This window comes from Nonomuraea sp. NPDC003201 (assembly GCF_053590415.1).
This window is the reverse complement of the sequence record NZ_JBSFTC010000270.1, coordinates 1-15,285: the sequence shown is the minus strand read 5'-3', so window position 1 is coordinate 15,285 and position 15,285 is coordinate 1. Positions and strand designations below refer to the sequence as shown.

Annotated in this window: 16 protein-coding genes; 4 read left to right on the top strand and 12 right to left on the bottom strand. The window is 72.6% G+C overall.

What is annotated here, in order from left to right:
- Positions 1 to 1,876: MFS transporter (locus tag ACWDX9_RS48695; protein ID WP_449967763.1), on the top strand; the 1,876-nt coding region annotated here is incomplete at its 5' end.
- Here the strand turns inward: ACWDX9_RS48695 and ACWDX9_RS48690 are convergent.
- Positions 1,858 to 2,511, bottom strand: coding sequence for an NAD(P)-dependent oxidoreductase (locus ACWDX9_RS48690; RefSeq protein ID WP_449967760.1), 654 nt, complete (start codon positions 2,509 to 2,511; stop codon positions 1,858 to 1,860). The two genes, ACWDX9_RS48695 and ACWDX9_RS48690, sit on opposite strands and share 19 nt — an antisense overlap.
- A gap of 275 nt (positions 2,512 to 2,786) precedes the next feature.
- Here ACWDX9_RS48690 and ACWDX9_RS48685 point away from each other — a divergent pair, with 275 nt between their 5' ends.
- From ACWDX9_RS48685 to ACWDX9_RS48675, 3 genes are all read left to right on the top strand, one after another.
- Positions 2,787 to 4,007 carry a riboflavin synthase gene (locus ACWDX9_RS48685; protein WP_449967757.1) on the top strand — a complete coding sequence of 407 codons (1,221 nt, stop codon included), beginning with the start codon at positions 2,787 to 2,789 and terminating at the stop codon, positions 4,005 to 4,007.
- Positions 4,004 to 4,759 (top strand): class I SAM-dependent methyltransferase, encoded by a 756-nt coding sequence (locus tag ACWDX9_RS48680; RefSeq protein WP_449967754.1) that lies wholly within the window; start codon positions 4,004 to 4,006, stop codon positions 4,757 to 4,759. Before ACWDX9_RS48685 ends, ACWDX9_RS48680 begins: the two co-directional genes overlap by 4 nt.
- Positions 4,760 to 4,992: 233 nt before the next feature.
- Positions 4,993 to 5,769 (top strand): maleylpyruvate isomerase family mycothiol-dependent enzyme, encoded by a 777-nt coding sequence (locus ACWDX9_RS48675; protein ID WP_449967752.1) that lies wholly within the window; start codon positions 4,993 to 4,995, stop codon positions 5,767 to 5,769.
- Between the two features lie 137 nt (positions 5,770 to 5,906).
- Here ACWDX9_RS48675 and ACWDX9_RS48670 read toward each other — a convergent pair whose 3' ends face one another.
- The 11 genes from ACWDX9_RS48670 to ACWDX9_RS48620 form a co-directional block, all read right to left on the bottom strand.
- Positions 5,907 to 7,193: a sensor histidine kinase gene (locus ACWDX9_RS48670; protein ID WP_449967766.1), complete on the bottom strand. Its 1,287-nt coding sequence runs from the start codon at positions 7,191 to 7,193 to the stop codon at positions 5,907 to 5,909.
- Positions 7,193 to 7,858, bottom strand: a complete 666-nt coding sequence (gene cseB / locus ACWDX9_RS48665) for a two-component system response regulator CseB (protein WP_449967748.1) — start codon at positions 7,856 to 7,858, stop codon at positions 7,193 to 7,195. The genes ACWDX9_RS48670 and cseB overlap by 1 nt, the downstream gene beginning before the upstream one ends.
- Before the next feature lie 15 nt (positions 7,859 to 7,873).
- Positions 7,874 to 9,049, bottom strand: coding sequence for an ABC transporter permease (locus tag ACWDX9_RS48660; protein WP_449967746.1), 1,176 nt, complete (start codon positions 9,047 to 9,049; stop codon positions 7,874 to 7,876).
- Between the two features lie 2 nt (positions 9,050 to 9,051).
- On the bottom strand, positions 9,052 to 9,726 hold the full coding sequence (locus tag ACWDX9_RS48655; RefSeq protein WP_449967743.1) for an ABC transporter ATP-binding protein: 675 nt from the start codon (positions 9,724 to 9,726) through the stop codon (positions 9,052 to 9,054).
- Positions 9,719 to 11,428, bottom strand: a complete 1,710-nt coding sequence (locus ACWDX9_RS48650) for a peptidoglycan-binding protein (RefSeq protein ID WP_449967740.1) — start codon at positions 11,426 to 11,428, stop codon at positions 9,719 to 9,721. The genes ACWDX9_RS48655 and ACWDX9_RS48650 overlap by 8 nt, the downstream gene beginning before the upstream one ends.
- On the bottom strand, positions 11,428 to 12,216 hold the full coding sequence (locus tag ACWDX9_RS48645; RefSeq protein ID WP_449967738.1) for a hypothetical protein: 789 nt from the start codon (positions 12,214 to 12,216) through the stop codon (positions 11,428 to 11,430). Before ACWDX9_RS48645 ends, ACWDX9_RS48650 begins: the two co-directional genes overlap by 1 nt.
- A gap of 123 nt (positions 12,217 to 12,339) precedes the next feature.
- The gene (locus tag ACWDX9_RS48640; protein ID WP_350730553.1) at positions 12,340 to 12,960 is read right to left on the bottom strand and encodes an SRPBCC family protein; all 621 of its coding nucleotides are present in this window, start codon (positions 12,958 to 12,960) and stop codon (positions 12,340 to 12,342) included.
- Positions 12,960 to 13,304 (bottom strand): ArsR/SmtB family transcription factor, encoded by a 345-nt coding sequence (locus ACWDX9_RS48635; RefSeq protein WP_192784068.1) that lies wholly within the window; start codon positions 13,302 to 13,304, stop codon positions 12,960 to 12,962. The genes ACWDX9_RS48640 and ACWDX9_RS48635 overlap by 1 nt, the downstream gene beginning before the upstream one ends.
- 54 nt (positions 13,305 to 13,358) lie before the next feature.
- Entirely contained in the window at positions 13,359 to 13,964 is a 606-nt protein-coding gene (locus ACWDX9_RS48630) for an energy-coupling factor transporter transmembrane component T family protein (protein ID WP_355196443.1), read from the bottom strand.
- Positions 13,961 to 14,635, bottom strand: coding sequence for an energy-coupling factor ABC transporter ATP-binding protein (locus tag ACWDX9_RS48625; protein ID WP_355196445.1), 675 nt, complete (start codon positions 14,633 to 14,635; stop codon positions 13,961 to 13,963). The genes ACWDX9_RS48630 and ACWDX9_RS48625 overlap by 4 nt, the downstream gene beginning before the upstream one ends.
- Positions 14,632 to 15,285: thiolase family protein (locus tag ACWDX9_RS48620; RefSeq protein ID WP_449967733.1), on the bottom strand; the 654-nt coding region annotated here is incomplete at its 5' end. The genes ACWDX9_RS48625 and ACWDX9_RS48620, both read right to left, overlap by 4 nt.

Below are 15,285 nucleotides of genomic sequence, written 5' to 3'. Positions count from 1 at the left end.
CGGCGGCTCGGGCGGGGACCTGGCGAGCGCGGCGGCCGTCGACGCGCTCAAACCGCTGGAGACGCCGGCCGTACCGGCCGAGGACCTGCTCGGCGCGCTCGCCGAGGCGGTCGGAGAAGCCGACCGGGCCATCGGGGAGATCGCCGCCTCGACGCCGTCGGGTGAGGCGGTGACCACGTTGACCGCGCTGCTGTGGTCGGGGTCGCGGCTGGCGCTGGTGCACATCGGTGATACCCGGGCGTACCTGGTGCGGGACGGCGAGCTGTTCCAGATCACCCATGACCACACCTATGTGCAGGGGCTGGTCGACGAGGGCCGGCTGACCGTGGAGGAGGCGGCCTCGCATCCGCAGCGCTCGCTGCTCGCGCGAGCGCTGACCGGTACGGGCGGGGCCCGGCCGGAACTGTCGCTGCACGCCGCCGCGGCCGGCGACCGGTACCTGCTGTGCTCCGACGGGCTGTCCACCGTGGTCCCGGCCGGATCGCTGCGGGAGGCGCTGACCGGGCCCGGCGCCCCCCCAGCAGGTGCTCGACGAGTTGATGGCGCTGGCGTACGCCGCCGGCGCCCCCGACAACATCGCCTGCGTCGTGGCCGACGTGGTGAGCCTGGACGCCGATGGGGCCGGACGGTGATCACGTCAACGGCCCGGTCGCTCGGCGCCTACACCGTCGACCGCCGCCCGCTGGCCATCGCGGCCTACCGGCGATTGTGGGTGTCATCGGCGGTTTGCGCGGTTGGCGGCTCGTTCAGCGTGGTCGCCGTGCCGGCGCAGCTGTTCACGGTGACCGGCTCCTCAGCGGCCGTGGGCGTGGCGGGGGCGATGTCGTTCGTCGCGCTGGTGGTGGCGGCGTTAGGGGTGGGCGCGCTCGCCGATGTCATGGACCGGCGAAAGGTGCTGCTGGCGGCCCATTGCGGCCTGGCGCTCACGTACGTGGCCTTCTGGGGGCAGGCCGTGCTGGGCGGGCGTTTCGTCCCCGTGCTGATGGTGCTGGTCGCCTGCCAGGGCCTGTCCTTCGCCGCGATCATGACCACGATGGGCGCCGTGGTGCCCCGCCTGGTCCCGGTCGAGCTCCTGCCGGCGGCCAACAGCCTCGGCTCCCTGACCCGCTACGCCGGGTCGATTCTCGGGCCGGTGCTGGCCGGCGGCTTGATACCGGTGGTCGGGCTCGGCGCGCTGTATCTCTTCGACGCCGTCGCGCTGCTGGCCGTCGTGTGGGCGGTCGTCAAGCTCCCGCCGCTGCCGCCCCGGCCTCACCCGGCCGCGCAGCGCCGGTCGGCGGCCGGGTTCCGGTATCTGGCGGCCAGCCGGTTGCTGGTGGCGGTGCTCCTGGTGGACCTCGCGGCGATGGTCTTCGGCATGCCGACGGCGCTGTTCCCTGAGCTCGCCCAGCAGACCTACGGCGGGCCCGCGGGAGGCGGCCTGGAACTGGGGTTGCTGTACGCCGCCTATCCGGCCGGGGTGGTCACGGCCGGGCTGCTGTCGGGCACGTTCACCCGGGCCCGACGCCACGGCGCGCTCATGGCGGCGGCCGCCGCGGCCTGGGGCATCACCGTGGTGCTCCTCGGGCTGGCCGCCCAGCTGTGGCTCGCCCTGGTGGCACTCGTCCTCGGCGGCGCGGTCAACTTCGTGCTGAGCACCTTCCGCAACGCCATCACACAGGCGCACACCCACGACTCCATGCGCGGCCGGATCCAGGGCTCGCTCACCGTCGTCCTCTTCGGCGGCCCGCACCTCGCGAACCTGCTGCACGGGGCCGCCACCTCGATCCTCGATCACCGGACCGTGATCTGCGTCGGCGGGCTGCTCACCACGGTGACCGTGGCCGCGGTCGCATGGGCACGGCCGGAGCTGCGGAACTACACCGCCGGCCCCTGAGAGGCGACCGAGACGACATGGCGGACGGACGACGCGTCGTCGATGAGGTCGAGCATGCAGTGGGCGACGTCGGCGCGGGTGGTGCTGAGCCCTCCCCTGAGGTTGAGGTCCCGGGCGGTGCGGTAGCGGCCGGGGTGCTCGGTGTCGAGCAGGCGGGAGGGGCGCACGATCGTCCAGTCCAGGTCGGAGGCGCGCAGCAGCTCCTCGGCCTGGGCCACGTCGGCGTAGGAGTGGCGGAACAGGCGTTGCACGATGAGCGGCTTGAGCACGTACCGCGTGAAAACGCCGTCGCCCGCGTCGGCGACCAGGCCGCTGGCGCTGACCAGCAGCATGCGGCGGACCTGCGCCTGGGTCATGGCCTGGATGATCGAGGTGGTGCTGGCGCTGTGGACGGTGGTGGGGCCGCGATCGCGCGTGCCCATCGCGGACAGCACGGCCCCGCAGCCCTTGACCGCCGGGACGATGGCGTCGGGGTTCATCACGTCGGCTTCGACGACGTCCAGCCGCCCGCGCAGTTCGGCGGGCAGCCGGGACGCGTCGCGTACGACGGCGGTGACCTCGTGGCCGAGACCGAGGGCCTGACGCAGGAGCTGCAGGCCGATGCCGCCGGTCGCGCCGAAGATCGCGAGTCTCATCAGTGTCGCCCCTCTCGGTGGGTGAGTATTCACTCACCCTACCTCGCGGGGACGGATCAGGCGAAGACCGTCCCCGCCTCCCAGGGGCTTTGATCTCCCGGGCCGCCGGGTGATAAAAGGTTGATTGGTGCGATTCCAAGGTGCGGCGGTGACAGCCCGCCGGTTCTGCCGGTTCCGGCGGGACGACTCGGTGCGACTCCGGGCCACGCGGTGACACCCCGCCACCTCTCGGGCCTGTCCGGCCCCTGGTTCCTGCTGTCGAGAGGTGGTATCGCATGTTCACCGGAAATATCCAGGAAATCGGCACGGTGGTGGCCGTCGACAAGGCGCGCATCGCGGTCAGCGCTCCCGGGGCCGCCGCGGGCGCGCCAGGTTCGATCTGCCTGAACGGCGTGGGCCTGACCGTCCTCCGGACCGCGCACGAGACGCAGCCGCTGGAGGCCGGGCTGTCGGCGGAGACCCGGCGCAGATCGACCCTCGACCAGATCAGGCCGGGCACGCGGGTCAACGTGGAGACCCCGTTGACGCTGGGCGACCCGCTCGCTGGCCACCTGGTCCAGGGCAACGTGGACGCCGTGGGCAAGATCGTGCGGATCGATGACGAGGGGGTCGCGCGGCGCTTGTGGATCAAACCGCCCGAGCGCTTCCTCTCGCTGGTCGTCGCGAAGGGGCAGATCGCGGTCGACGGCGTCAGCCTGACCGTCGCCGAGGTGGCCCGCGACCGGTTCTCGGTGGCGCTGATCCCGCTGACGCTGCAGGCCACCACGCTGTCGGAGCTGTCCGTCGGCGATCGGGTGAACCTGGAGCCCGACCTGGTCGTCCGCCTGGCCCGCCGCCGCCTGCCCGACCTGGCGAAGTCGGTGACCGAGGTGGTCGCGGCGCTTCCCTGGGCCGGACGGCTCTCGGGCGCGCGCGGCGTGCAGCAGGCGCTCACGCAGCTCGCCGCCGGAGGAGCCGTGGTGATCTGGGACCCCGAGCGGGAGGGCGAAGGCGACGTGGTGTTCGCGGGGGCCCGGCTGCGCCCGGAGGCGTTCACGTTCCTGCTCACCCAGGTGTGCGGCCATCCGACCGTGCCCTGCGCGCCCGAGGTCCTTGACCGGCTGGAGATCGGCCCCGTCCCCGGCCCCGGCGACCGGCACGGCACCCGCCCGCACATCCCCGTGGACCTGACCTCCGGGACCGGCACCGGGGTGTCGGCCGTCGAACGCGCCGCGACCGTGCGCCGCCTGGCCCATCCGGACGCCAGGCCGGCCGACTTCCTGCGGCCGGGACACGTCTTCCCGCTGGCCGCCCGCCCTGGAGGGCTGGCCGAACGCGCCGGACACACCGAGGCGACCGTGGCCATGTGCGTGGCGGCCGGGCTGCCGCCCGTCGGGGTGTGCTGCGAGGTCATGAACCCCGACGGCACCATGGCCGACGCCGCCGACCTGGAGATCGCCGCCCTGCGCTGGGGCCTGCCCCTGCTGGACGTAGCCGACCTCGGGAAGCACCTGTGACCGGCAATCCGTACGAGTCGATCGGGCTCGGCTACTCCCACCACCGCCGCCCCGACCCCCGGATCGCCGGCCTGATCGACCAGGCCCTGGGGCCCGCCCGGACGGTGATCAACGTGGGCGCCGGGACCGGCTCCTACGAGCCGCGCGGCCGGCAGGTCACCGCCGTGGAGCCGTCCACGGTGATGATCGAGCAGCGTCCCCCTGGCTCCGCGACGGTCGTCCAGGGCTATGCCGAGTCCCTGCCCTTCCCCGACCGGTCGTTCGACGCCGCGATGGCGATCCTTACCGTCCACCACTGGACCGACGCGGCCGCGGGCCTCGCCGAGCTGCGCCGGGTGTCCGCCCGGCAGGTCGTCCTCACCTGGGACCCGGCCGTCACGGCACGATTCTGGCTGGTCGCGGAGTACCTCCCGGAGATCGCCGAAGCCGACGCCCGGCTTGCCGCCCTCGAGGTCGTCGAGGCCCACCTCGGGCGTGACGGCACGCCGGTGACCGTCGTCCCGGTCCCGGTGCCGGCCGACTGCACCGACGGGTTCCTGGGCGCGTACTGGCGACGCCCGCACTGCTATCTCGACCCGCAGGTCCGCGCCGCCGTCTCCGCGCTGGCGACCCTCGACCAGGAGCGGGTCGAGGATGCGATGCGGCGCCTCGCCGCCGACCTCGCGACCGGGCGCTGGCACGAACGCCACCGGGCTCTTCTCGGTGCAGGCACCCTCGACCTCGGCTACCGCCTGGTGGCAACCGCCGCCTGATGGTGCTCGGCGCTCAGGGCCGGACAGCCGTCGGCACGAGCACCAGAGCGTCGCCGGTGATGCGGCGCACCGCTGCTGCCTTGATTGCCGCTAAAGCCCGGAGAATGTCCGGTTACTGACCTGGTCAGGCGCGTTTCCGCAAGACACAATCAGTGCGGTGTATCGCCCCTGATCATCGACACCGGCTGGCGGCCGAGCTTCGGGAAGATCACAAAGCACTTGGAGGTGCAGCGATGGACACATCCGCGTATGTGAAGGCCGTTGTCGAGCAGACGAGCACGTTTGCCGATTGGGTGCACGGCAGGGATGCGGCGGCCCCGGTGCCGACCTGTCCGAAGTGGACGCTGGCCGATCTTGTCGACCATGTCGGCGGGACACAGCGTATGGTGGCCATGCTCGTGGGTGAGCAGATGACCGAGCCGAGCAGGGCGTTCGCCGGCTACGTTCCGGGTCCGACCGATTCGGGCCAGTGGCGCGCCTGGCTGAACGACGGCGCGGCCGAGGCGAGCCAGGCGTTCGCATCGGCCGCCGATGACACGCCGGTGTGGGATCCGTCGGGCGGCGCCGCAGGCGTGCCGTTCTGGTCACGTCGGCTGTTCGGCGAGGCTTGCGTGCATCGCGCGGACGCGGCTGCGGCGCTCGGCATGCCGTACGAGTTGGCGCCGGAGCTTGCCGTTGCGGCCATCGAGGACTGGCTGGACACGATGGCGTCCCGTGGCTATTGGGAGAACAGGGCGGGCTTCGCCGATGCGATGCGCGGAGGCGGTCAGACTCTGCATTTCCACGCAACCGACGCGCCTGGGGAGTGGGTGGCACGCCGGGAACCGGACATGGTCGTGCTGGAGCGTACGCACACCGAGGCAGACGTCGTGGTACGCGGCCCAGCCGCCGAGCTCCTGCTCGTGATCAGCAGGCGTCGCCCGCTGGATGCGGCTCCCACGCTGGAATTGCAGGGGGATCGGGCGCTGCTCGACCACTGGATCGAACACATGGACTGGATCACCGGCTGAGCCACGCTTGGATGCCACCTCGTAGAGCGCAAGCCCGACGAGCCAGCCGTGGCCCAGCGGGTGCGCCGCAACTCGCTGCTCGGTTCGGTGGGCCTCCCTGAGATGACCAACCCCGAGCCGGGGCCCGCTCCTCGAAGTCACGGTAAATGTGCACTGGGATGATCTGCCGAGCGCAAGCCCCGTGGGAGGCGGAGGGTGGCGACGGCGCCGCCGTCGGGGGCGTTGGCCAGGGTCAGGTCGGCGCCGATGACCTGGGCCTGGCCCAGCGCGATCGTCAGCCCGAGCCCGTGGCCACGGCCGCGTTCGGCGGCGCCCGTGCGGAAGCGGCTCGGGCCGTCGGCGAGGAGCTCAGGAGGGAAGCCCGGCCCCCGGTCCCGGACCTCGATCACGTGGTCCCGGACCGTGATCTCCACCGGGGGCGCACCGTGGCGCTGGGCGTTGAGGACGAGGTTGGCGAGGATGCGGTCCAGGCGGCGCGGGTCGGTCTCGGCCACCGGGTTCCCCGAGGCCGTCACGCGGGTCTCGACCCCCACCCGGGCCGCGGACTCCTCGGCCACCTCGGCCAGCGGCACCCGTACGCGCTCGGCGACCTCGGCGCCCGTGTCCAGCCTGGAGACCTCCAGCAGGTCCTCCACCAGCGAGCGCAGCACCCGGACCCGGTCGCGTACCAGATCGGTGGCCTCGCTCTCCTCCAGCAGCTCGACCGCGGCGACCAGCCCCATCAGCGGGGTTCGCAGGTCGTGGGCGACATCGGCGGTGAAGCGCTGCTCGGCCAGCAGCCGGTGCTGCAGGCTCGCCGCCATGGAGTCGACGGCGGCGGAGATGCCGGCGATCTCGTCGCGCCCGCCCCACCGGGAGAGGCCGCGGCGGTCCGGGGCGACACGGGCGTCCAGGTCGCCGTCCGCGATCCTGCGGGCGGTGGCGGCGACCCGGCGCAGGCGCCGGTTGGCCAGCTCGGCAATGCCCATCGAGACCGGCAGCACCACGGCGAGCGCGGTCAGCGCGGCCCGGACCATGGCGCGGTCGAGGGCACCCAGCCCGCGCATGTCCGAGGTCATGTCGATCTTCGGGGCGGCCACGAGCCCGTCGCCCACCGGCCGCGCCGCCCACATCCACCGCTCTTCGGCCCGCAGGTCGTCGTACCAGGTGGCGGGCGACTCGACGGCCAGCCGCGCGCGCAGGGGCGGGGGCAGCTCGTCCACACTCATGATCGACTCGGTGTACGGGACCAGTCCCTCCTCGGGAGGAGCGTCCCTGCGGTGCTTGTCGGCGACCTCCGCGGCCGACACCAGCGCCCGCTCCTCACCCAGCCGCATCGTGCGCTCGAGCGTCGTGCGGTGGACCAGGATCCCGACCACGGTCACGATCGCGCAGCAGGCCAGCGTGATCAGTGCCGCCAGCTTCCAGCGCAGCGAGCCCAGCATCACGACCTGCGCAGCTTGTAGCCGAACCCGCGCACCGTCTCGATCCGGTCCGTGCCGATCTTCCTGCGCAGCCGCTGCACGCAGAGGTCGACCACGCGGCTGTCGCCGTCCCAGCCGTAGTCCCACACGTTACGCAGCAGCGTGGCGCGCTCCAGCACGATCCCCGGATTGGCGGCGAACTCCAGCAGCAGGCGCAGCTCGGTCGGCGCCAGCTCGACCAGCCGCCCGCCGAGCCGTACCTCCAGCGCGGCCGGGTCCACCGTCAGCTCCCCGAACGTCAGCACGCCCGACGAAGGGGCAGGAGCAGCGGTACGGCGCAGCAGCGACCTGATCCGGGCCACCAGCACCGGGATGTCGACCGGTTTGACCACATAGTCGTCGGCACCGGCCTCCAGGCCCGACACCACGTCCAGCGAGTCGCCGCGCGCCGACATCATCAGGATCGGCACCTGGCTGGACTCCCTGACCCTGCGGCACAGGCCGATGCCGTCCAGGCCGGGCAGCATCACATCCAGCAGCAGGAGGTCGTGGCCGCCCGCCCGGGCCGCCTCCAGGCCGCTCAGCCCGTCGGCGACGGTGGTCATCCGGTAGCCGTAGCGTTCCAGGGCCAGGCCGAGGGACTCACGGATCACCGCGTCATCTTCGACGAGCAGCAGGGATGTCATGAAAGGGCACCATATCTAGCGAAGTGCGTTGACCGGTTCCATGCGAGCGGCGCGCAGGGCCGGGTAGAGGCCCGCGAGCAGCCCGACGACGGCACCGGCGGCAGGCGCCATGAGGGCCAGCCGTACGTCCATGACCGGCGTCCACTGCTTGACGGCGCAGACCGCGACGATCACGACGATCCCTCCGGAAGCGCCGATGACTCCGCCGGTCAGCCCGGTGAGGGTGGACTCCAGCAGGAACTGCGCGGCGATGTGGCGGCGGGCGGCGCCGAGGGCGCGGCGCAGGCCGATCTCGGCGACGCGTTCCATCACGGTCACCAGCGTGACGTTCGCGATGCCGACCGCGCCGACCACCAGGGAGACCAGCCCGAGGATCAGGAAGAGGGCGTCGACGTCGCCTTCCACCGCATCGCGGGCCCTGGTGGGGCTGGGCGGCGAGCCGACCTGGAGAAGCGCCTCGTTGCCGGGGCTGAGCGCGGCCGGGGCCTGCCTGGCGATCAGTTCCGCGGCGCCGAGGCCGGTGTTGATCAGGACCCGGGTCACGGTGCTCAGGCCGTAGCGCCTGCCGACGGACGGCGGCAACATGACCGCGCTCGCGAGGCTCTTCTCGCGTCGCAGATCGCCGAGGACGCCGATGACGGTGTACGCCTGCGTGCCGATGAAGACGGCCGGAGCCCGGGTCAGCCGGGTGATGCCCAGCAGCTCGGCCGCGTGCCGGCCCAGCACGACGACCTTGTCCCCGCGGGCGATGTGCCCGGCGTCGAAGTAGCGGCCCTCGATCATCCTGCCTTTGACCGCGGCGGGCAGGTCAGGGCTGCTGGAGACCACGGTCAGGGTCTGGTCGGTGATCCGGGTGGGGTCCACGATGTCGTTGGAGCGGACGCTGAGGTTGGCGCTCTGCTTCGACTCTGCGAGGGCGGCGGCGGAGACCACGCCGCGCAGCCGGGTCACCCGGCCGATGTCGGCCCAGTCGACCAGCGGGAACGGGTTCTCCGGGACCTCGACCGTGACGGAGGTGGCGGTGAGCTCGTCGAAGCGGCCGACGATCTGGTTGCCCGCCGTCGCGGCGACGCCCAGGGTGACCACGAGCGTGGTGATGCCCAGCACGGTGCCCAGCGTGGTCAGCGCCGAGCGCACCGGGCGGGCCAGCAGCCCCGCCACGGCCTCGTTCAGCAGGTCGCGAGGGTGCACGTCTACTCCTCCGTGAGGACGCCGTCGGTGATGCGCACCCGGCGCGCGGCCCGGTCGCTCACGTCGGTCTCGTGAGTGATGACCACGATGGTCATCCCCTGGGCGCGCAGCTCGTCGAACAGGTCGAGCACGGCGTCGGTGTTCCTGCTGTCGAGGTTGCCGGTGGGCTCGTCGCACAGCAGCAGCGACGGTTCGCCCATGAGGGCGCGGGCGATGGCGGCGCGCTGCCGCTCACCGCCGGACAGCCTGCCGGGCAGGAAGTCCACCCGGTGCGACAGCCGTACCCGCTCCAGGGCCCGCAGCGCGCGTTGCCGCCGCCCGGCGCGCGGTGCCGCGCCGTAGACCTCGGCCAGCATGACGTTCTCCAGCACGCTGCGGTGCGGCAACAGGTGGAAGGACTGGAAGACGAAGCCGATCCGGCTGCCGCGGATGGTGGTCCGCACGCCGTCCTTCAGGGTGGTGGTCTCGATGCCGTCGAGCCGGTAGCTGCCGCTGGTCGGCCGGTCGAGCAGGCCGAGCGTGTTGAGCAGCGTGGACTTCCCGGACCCCGAGGGGCCAACTATGGCGACATAGTCCGATTTTTCAACTCTTAGGGTGACGGCGGAGAGCGCTCTGACGGGAGGGTCGGCGGGGAACTCCTTGGTCAGGCCGTCGAGCAGGATGACCGGCTCAGGCACTGTTGATCACCACCAGGTCGCCCGGCTTGAGCCCGCCGGTCACCTCCACGGCTCCGTCGGCGGACAGGCCGGTGCGTACCTCGACCTCCTTGGTCCGGTCGGGGGCGATCTCCACCTGCACCCGGGCCCGGCCGTCCGCGGCGGTGACGACCGCCGCGGCGGGGACCACGAGCACCTCCCGGTCGGTGGCGCCGATGGTCACGCGAACCGTGACGGGCGCGCCGGCGAGCTTCTTGAGGCCCTTCATCGACGTGGGGGTGATCGTCACCGGCACGGCGCCCTTCGCGTCGCGTCCGCCGAGGGAGGTCACCGTGCCGGGGACGGTCCTGCCGGCCTCGGTCTCGATGCTCGCGTTCAGGCCGGATTTCACCCGCTCGGCCTCGGCCACGTCCACCGAGCCCGAGACCACGAACGAGGCGCTGGTCACCGTGGCGACCGACTTGTCCACCAGGTCGCCCGCCTTGACGGCCGGCTTGTGCAGGCGGGCGGGCAGCCTGGGCAGGAAGACGACCTCTCCCGGCGGTACGGTGACGCCGTAGGTGCGGGAGAACTCCGCCAGCAGCGCCCGTGCCGCGGCCAGGTCACGCTGGGCGTTGGCCACCTTCAGCTTGACGGGCGAGAGCTGCCTGGCCTGCCTGAGCGCCTGCTCGGCGGTGGCGACCGCCTCGCGCGCCAGCCGGACGTTCTTCCCCAGCTCGGTCAGCCGCGCGGCCCGCGTGATCCCGGCCTCCTTCAGTACGCGCTCCAGCGCCGACCTGGCGGCGGCCAGATCCGCTCGGGCGTTGGCGACCCGGAGCTCGAGCAGGCGGGTGTCGGCGGGCGGCCCGGCCGTGGCACTCATCGTGGGGCTGGGCCCGAGGCTGGGCGCGGCGGTGGGCGTCGCGGTGGCCTGGGCGAGCTCCTGCTGGGCCGCCAGCAGCTTCTCCTCGGCCGCCCGTACGGCGCTCTCGGCGGCCTCGAGCTTGGCCTCGTCCTCGGTGGTACGGTCCTGCGCCCGCGCGTTCCCGAGCGCCTGTTCGGCCTCCTTGAGATCCTGCCGGGCACCGGCGAGCTTGAGTTTCAGCGGGAGCACGTCCTTGCCCTGGTCAAGGGCCATGCGCTCGGTCGCGAGCACTTCCTGGGCGGTCCGTACGGCCCGGCGCAGGTCGTCGCGCTTCTGCCGGAGCTCCAGGGTGGGCTGCTGCGCCTCATAGCCCTTCTTGGCGTAGAAGCGCGACATCGCGGCGACGGTCGCCCGGTCGAACACGCCGGTCGCGGGCGCGCGGTGACCGAGCCTGCGCAGCGCCTTCTGCAACTGCTCGACATCGGCCCCCTTGGCGCCGGAGACGATGCTGCGGTGCATCGGCACCGTGCCGGAGAAGACGAACACGGGGCGCCCGTTCACCTCCATCATCACCGCGCCCTCCGCCAGGGTGCCCCGCCGGGGAGCGCGGGTCGCGCGCTGGATGGTTTCGCCGCCGCCCACCACTCCGGCCAGCGACACCGGATAAGGCGAGCCGTACTCCAGCGTGCCGCTGACGACGACGGTGGCGACCAGCTTGCGCCGCTCGACCGCGACGGTGACCAGCGACGGTCTGGGCGGCTTGCGCGCCGCCGCCTCGTCGGCCGGGGAGCGCAGCAGGGCGGCCACTCCCCAGCCGGTCCCCGCGACCGCCAGGACCACGGCCAGCACGAGCAGCAGCTTTCCGCGAGGGGTGCGCATCACCGCTCTTGGAACCCGTACTTCACCCTGGCCTCGTTGGTGAGCCGCTTCTGCAGGGGGATGAAGGCGGCGTAGAAGTCCTTGCCGCATTCCAGGTCGACCAGCGCCGACTTGATCTCCCTGGCGAGGTACGGCCTGGCGGCCTCCGCCGTGACGGTGCCCGCCTTGCCGAGCCGGTCGGCCTGCTCGCTCCAGAGCACCACGCCGCGGCCGCTCAGCGCGACCGGCTTCTCGGAGGTCACCCGCTCGCCCTTGGACTTCAGGCACTCGGCAAACGGCGCGGCGAGCTCCAGCAGCTTGGGGTCGCCGTCGAGAGTCTTGTCGATGTTCTCGATCTCCGTGGCCATCTGGTCCTGGTAGTCGGCGACCGAGGTGGCTTTGAGGCCGTTCACCTGCCGGAGGGCGGTGACCCGGCACTCGTTCAGGGTCTTGAGGTAGGCGTCCCGCCTGGCGCCGGAGAGGCCGTCGATCGTCGCCTGGTTGGGGTCCGGGGCCTGTGTCTCCGGCGGCTTCGGATAGACGACGGCGGAGAAGACGCCGAAGCCGTTCTTGCCGCGCTCGGCCTTCATCGCCGCGTAGTCAGCGGGGTTCGCCTCTGACTTCCTGGGCGGGCTGACCGAGGGGGTGTAGGTGAAACCCTTCTGCTTCATGCAGGTGGCGATGACGGTCTCGCGCTCGCGGGCCTTGTCCATCGTGGCACCGCCACCGCCGTCGGCCGCGGGGGCCGGGTCTCCCCCGCAGCCGGTCAGCACCGCCAGACCGAGCAGGCCACACATCAGCACACGCATCGGGGACTCCTTCCCGGTGACTCACGCCGCCCTTCGCGACGCCGTGGCCACTTTGGAGCCCTCTCCCGGCCGATCTGTATTGGCCGGGTATCCGCGCGTGCTCAGCCGTGTATCCGCCGCGTATCAACGCTCCGGTTCGGGGGCGTAGAAAGCGGTGGTGGCGGCGACGGCGGCGGCGACCTCGTCGGGCTCGCCGCCCGCGGCCAGGTGGGCCTCGCCCCAGGCCCGGCTGCTCTCGGTGATGTAGCGCCGCCCCTCACTGGTCTCGTGGAAGGTGGCCGCGTCGACCCCTGTGTCGCCACCGGTCGACAGGTGCAGGGCCAGGCCCAGCAGCGCCAGGTCCCAGCCCACGCCGGTCGCGCCCGGCCCGAACCGCCCCCAGAACTCCGGCGGCACCTCGGCGCTGTGGCGCAGCTCGAACAGGGTGCCGCCGTCCTGGGCGGACAGGTGCACCTCGACCTCGGAGAAGCCGGGGTTCTCGCCGAACAGCCAGCTGACCTTCAGCAGGCTGGGCGGCTCGCAGCGCAGGATCTCCCCGCCCGCGTTGCCCTGGAGCTGGTACGTCCCCCCGACCCGGAGGTCCCCGCTCACCGGCAGGAACCAGCGGGACAGGCGCTCGGCGTCGGTGCAGGCGTCCCAGACGTCCTCGACCTCGGCGTCGTAGTGCCGTCGCAGCACCACGCTCTTGACGTCGCCGTCCTTCACCTCGCGCTGCGCCTTGAGCAGCTCGTCCACGATATCCATCAGGTGTCCTTTTCGTTCATGCGGCGCTCGCGCTTGCCGCGGGCCAGCTCCGTCGCCAGCGCGTCCAGTCGTTGGGTCCAGAAGCCCCGAAATCGCTCCAGCCAGAGATCGACCTCCTGCAGCGGCCCCGGCTCGACGGCGTAGAGCCGCCGGGTGCCCTGGGCTCGTACGCTGGCGAAGCCGTTGTCGCGCAGCACCCGCAGGTGCTGGGAGACGGCCGGTTGGGAGATGCCGAACTCGCGCTGGATGACGCCGGTGAGCTCTCCCGAGCTCTGCTCACCGGCGGCGAGCAGCTCCAGGATCCGCCGCCGGACCGGATCGCCGAGGACGTCGAATGCGTGCACGACCTGATTGTTCAGGATGGGCTTATATAAGTCAAACCTGGGGTAAGCCCGCGCTCAGTCGTCCAGGCCGCGGGCGCTCAGGGCCTCGCCGAGCGCGTCGGCGTGCCGGAGGGAGCCGACCACCAGCGGCACGGCGAAGGCCCGGAAGCTGCGTTCGACACCCCTGGCCCGCTGGGCCTCCCGGACGCGGGTGGCCAGCGCGGCCACGACGGGCACGCTGCGTACCGTCAGCGACAGCAGCAACGACAGCCGGAACGGGTCCAGCCCCACGAACCTGGCCGGTGACAGGCAACGCTCCAGCGCCGACATCATGGCCGAGGTGCGGGTGGTGAGCGTGACCAGCCCGGCCAGCGCGACCGCGAGGACCACGCGCAGCGTCGTGGACACCGCCCCCGGCAGGTCCACGAGCACCCACTGCATCCCGAACAGCCCCACCGCGAACCACCGCACCGGCCTGACCTGGGCCCACGCCGCCGCCACGCCGACCCCGGACAGCGCGTACAGACCGGCCGCCACGACCGCCGCACCGGCCAGCGCGAGCGGCGAGCTCAGCAGCACCAGCCCCGTGCACGCCAGCGCCAGCCCCGCCAGCTTGGCGCCGGCCGGGAGCCGGTGCAGCGGCGAGGAACCGGGGACGTAGGCGCCGGTGAGGCCGTTCACGACATGATCTTCCGGTAGTGGGTGATGGCCTCGTCGGGGGTGCCGTCGGCGACGACGCGGCCCTGGTCGAGCACCAGGACGCGGTCGAAGTCGGCCAGCAGCGGCAGGTCGTGGCTGACCACCAGCACCTGTTGCGGCAGCTCGCGCAGCAGATCGGCGACCTGGCGGGAGTGGCGCAGGTCCAGCAGTGTGGTCGGCTCGTCCATGACGAGGATGTCCGGTTCGAGCACCATGACCGAGCACAGGGCGAGCAGCTGCTTCTGGCCTCCCGACAGGTGGTGGGCGGGGTGGTCGGCGTGCCCGGCCAGGCCGTACCGGCTGAGCACGTCGTGCACGCGCCGCTCGACCTCCTCGCGCGCCAGGCCCTTGCGGCGCAGGGAGAAGGCCACGTCCTCGGCCACGGTGGGCATCACGATCTGCGCGTCCGGGTCGGTGAACAGGAACCCGACGCCCCGCCTGATCTTGGCGGCGTGGCGGCGGGTGTCGAGGCCGAGCACGGTGACGCTGCCCGAGGTGGGCAGGGCCAGGCCGTTGATCAGGCGGGCGAAGGTGCTCTTGCCCGAGCCGTTGGCGCCGACCACGCCGATCCGCCGCTCGGGCAGGGCCGCGGTGACGCCGTTGAGGACATCGCGGGCGCCGAGGCGTACGCGCACGTCGGCGAACTCGATCACGCCCGCGCTCCGTCCCGGCCGGTGCCGACCACCTCGAACAGGGCGGCCACGCCGAGCCCGCCGCCCACCGCGGCCGTCGCCAGGCCCAGCGTCCCCGGCGGGGCTCCCCCGCGCACGAGGCGCCCGAACAGCCGGGTCACCACGACTGCGCCGGTGGCGCCCCAGGGATGCCCCAGGGCCAGCGCACCGCCGTCGGCGCACACCCGATCGTCGTCCAGGGCGTCGATCCCGAGCGCGTCGGTGACGGCCAGCACCTGCGCCGCGAACGCCTCCACGATCTCCACCGCCGCGACCTGTTCCAACTCCACCCCCGCACGCGCCAGCACCCGCCGCACCGCCGGCACCGGACCCCACCCGGGCAGCTCGGGATCGCACCCGACGACAGACCCGGCCACCAGCCGCATCCCCGGCAGGCCCGCGCGCAGCCGCTCGGGCACGATGGCCACGGCCGCGGCGCCGTCGCTGACCGGGGAGGAATTACCGGCCGTCACTGTACCGTCCGCCACGAAGGCCGCGGGCAACCGGGCCAGCGACGCCGCCCGCAGCGGCCGGGGCCGCTGGTCGTCGCGGCGCTCGCCGATCGGGACGATCTCCTCCTTGAACCGGCCCGCCTCGCGGGCGGCCAGCGCCCTGGCGTGGCTGCGGCAGGC

Coding starts and splice junctions, on each gene's coding strand:
- cseB (WP_449967748.1), bottom strand. CDS start 7,858: ATGACATCCCTGCTGCTCGTCGAAGATGACGCGGTGATCCGTGAGTCC.
- ACWDX9_RS48650 (WP_449967740.1), bottom strand. CDS start 11,428: ATGCGCACCCCTCGCGGAAAGCTGCTGCTCGTGCTGGCCGTGGTCCTG.
- ACWDX9_RS48685 (WP_449967757.1), top strand. CDS start 2,787: ATGTTCACCGGAAATATCCAGGAAATCGGCACGGTGGTGGCCGTCGAC.
- ACWDX9_RS48690 (WP_449967760.1), bottom strand. CDS start 2,511: ATGAGACTCGCGATCTTCGGCGCGACCGGCGGCATCGGCCTGCAGCTC.
- ACWDX9_RS48645 (WP_449967738.1), bottom strand. CDS start 12,216: ATGCGTGTGCTGATGTGTGGCCTGCTCGGTCTGGCGGTGCTGACCGGC.
- ACWDX9_RS48675 (WP_449967752.1), top strand. CDS start 4,993: ATGGACACATCCGCGTATGTGAAGGCCGTTGTCGAGCAGACGAGCACG.
- ACWDX9_RS48640 (WP_350730553.1), bottom strand. CDS start 12,960: ATGGATATCGTGGACGAGCTGCTCAAGGCGCAGCGCGAGGTGAAGGAC.
- ACWDX9_RS48670 (WP_449967766.1), bottom strand. CDS start 7,193: ATGCTGGGCTCGCTGCGCTGGAAGCTGGCGGCACTGATCACGCTGGCC.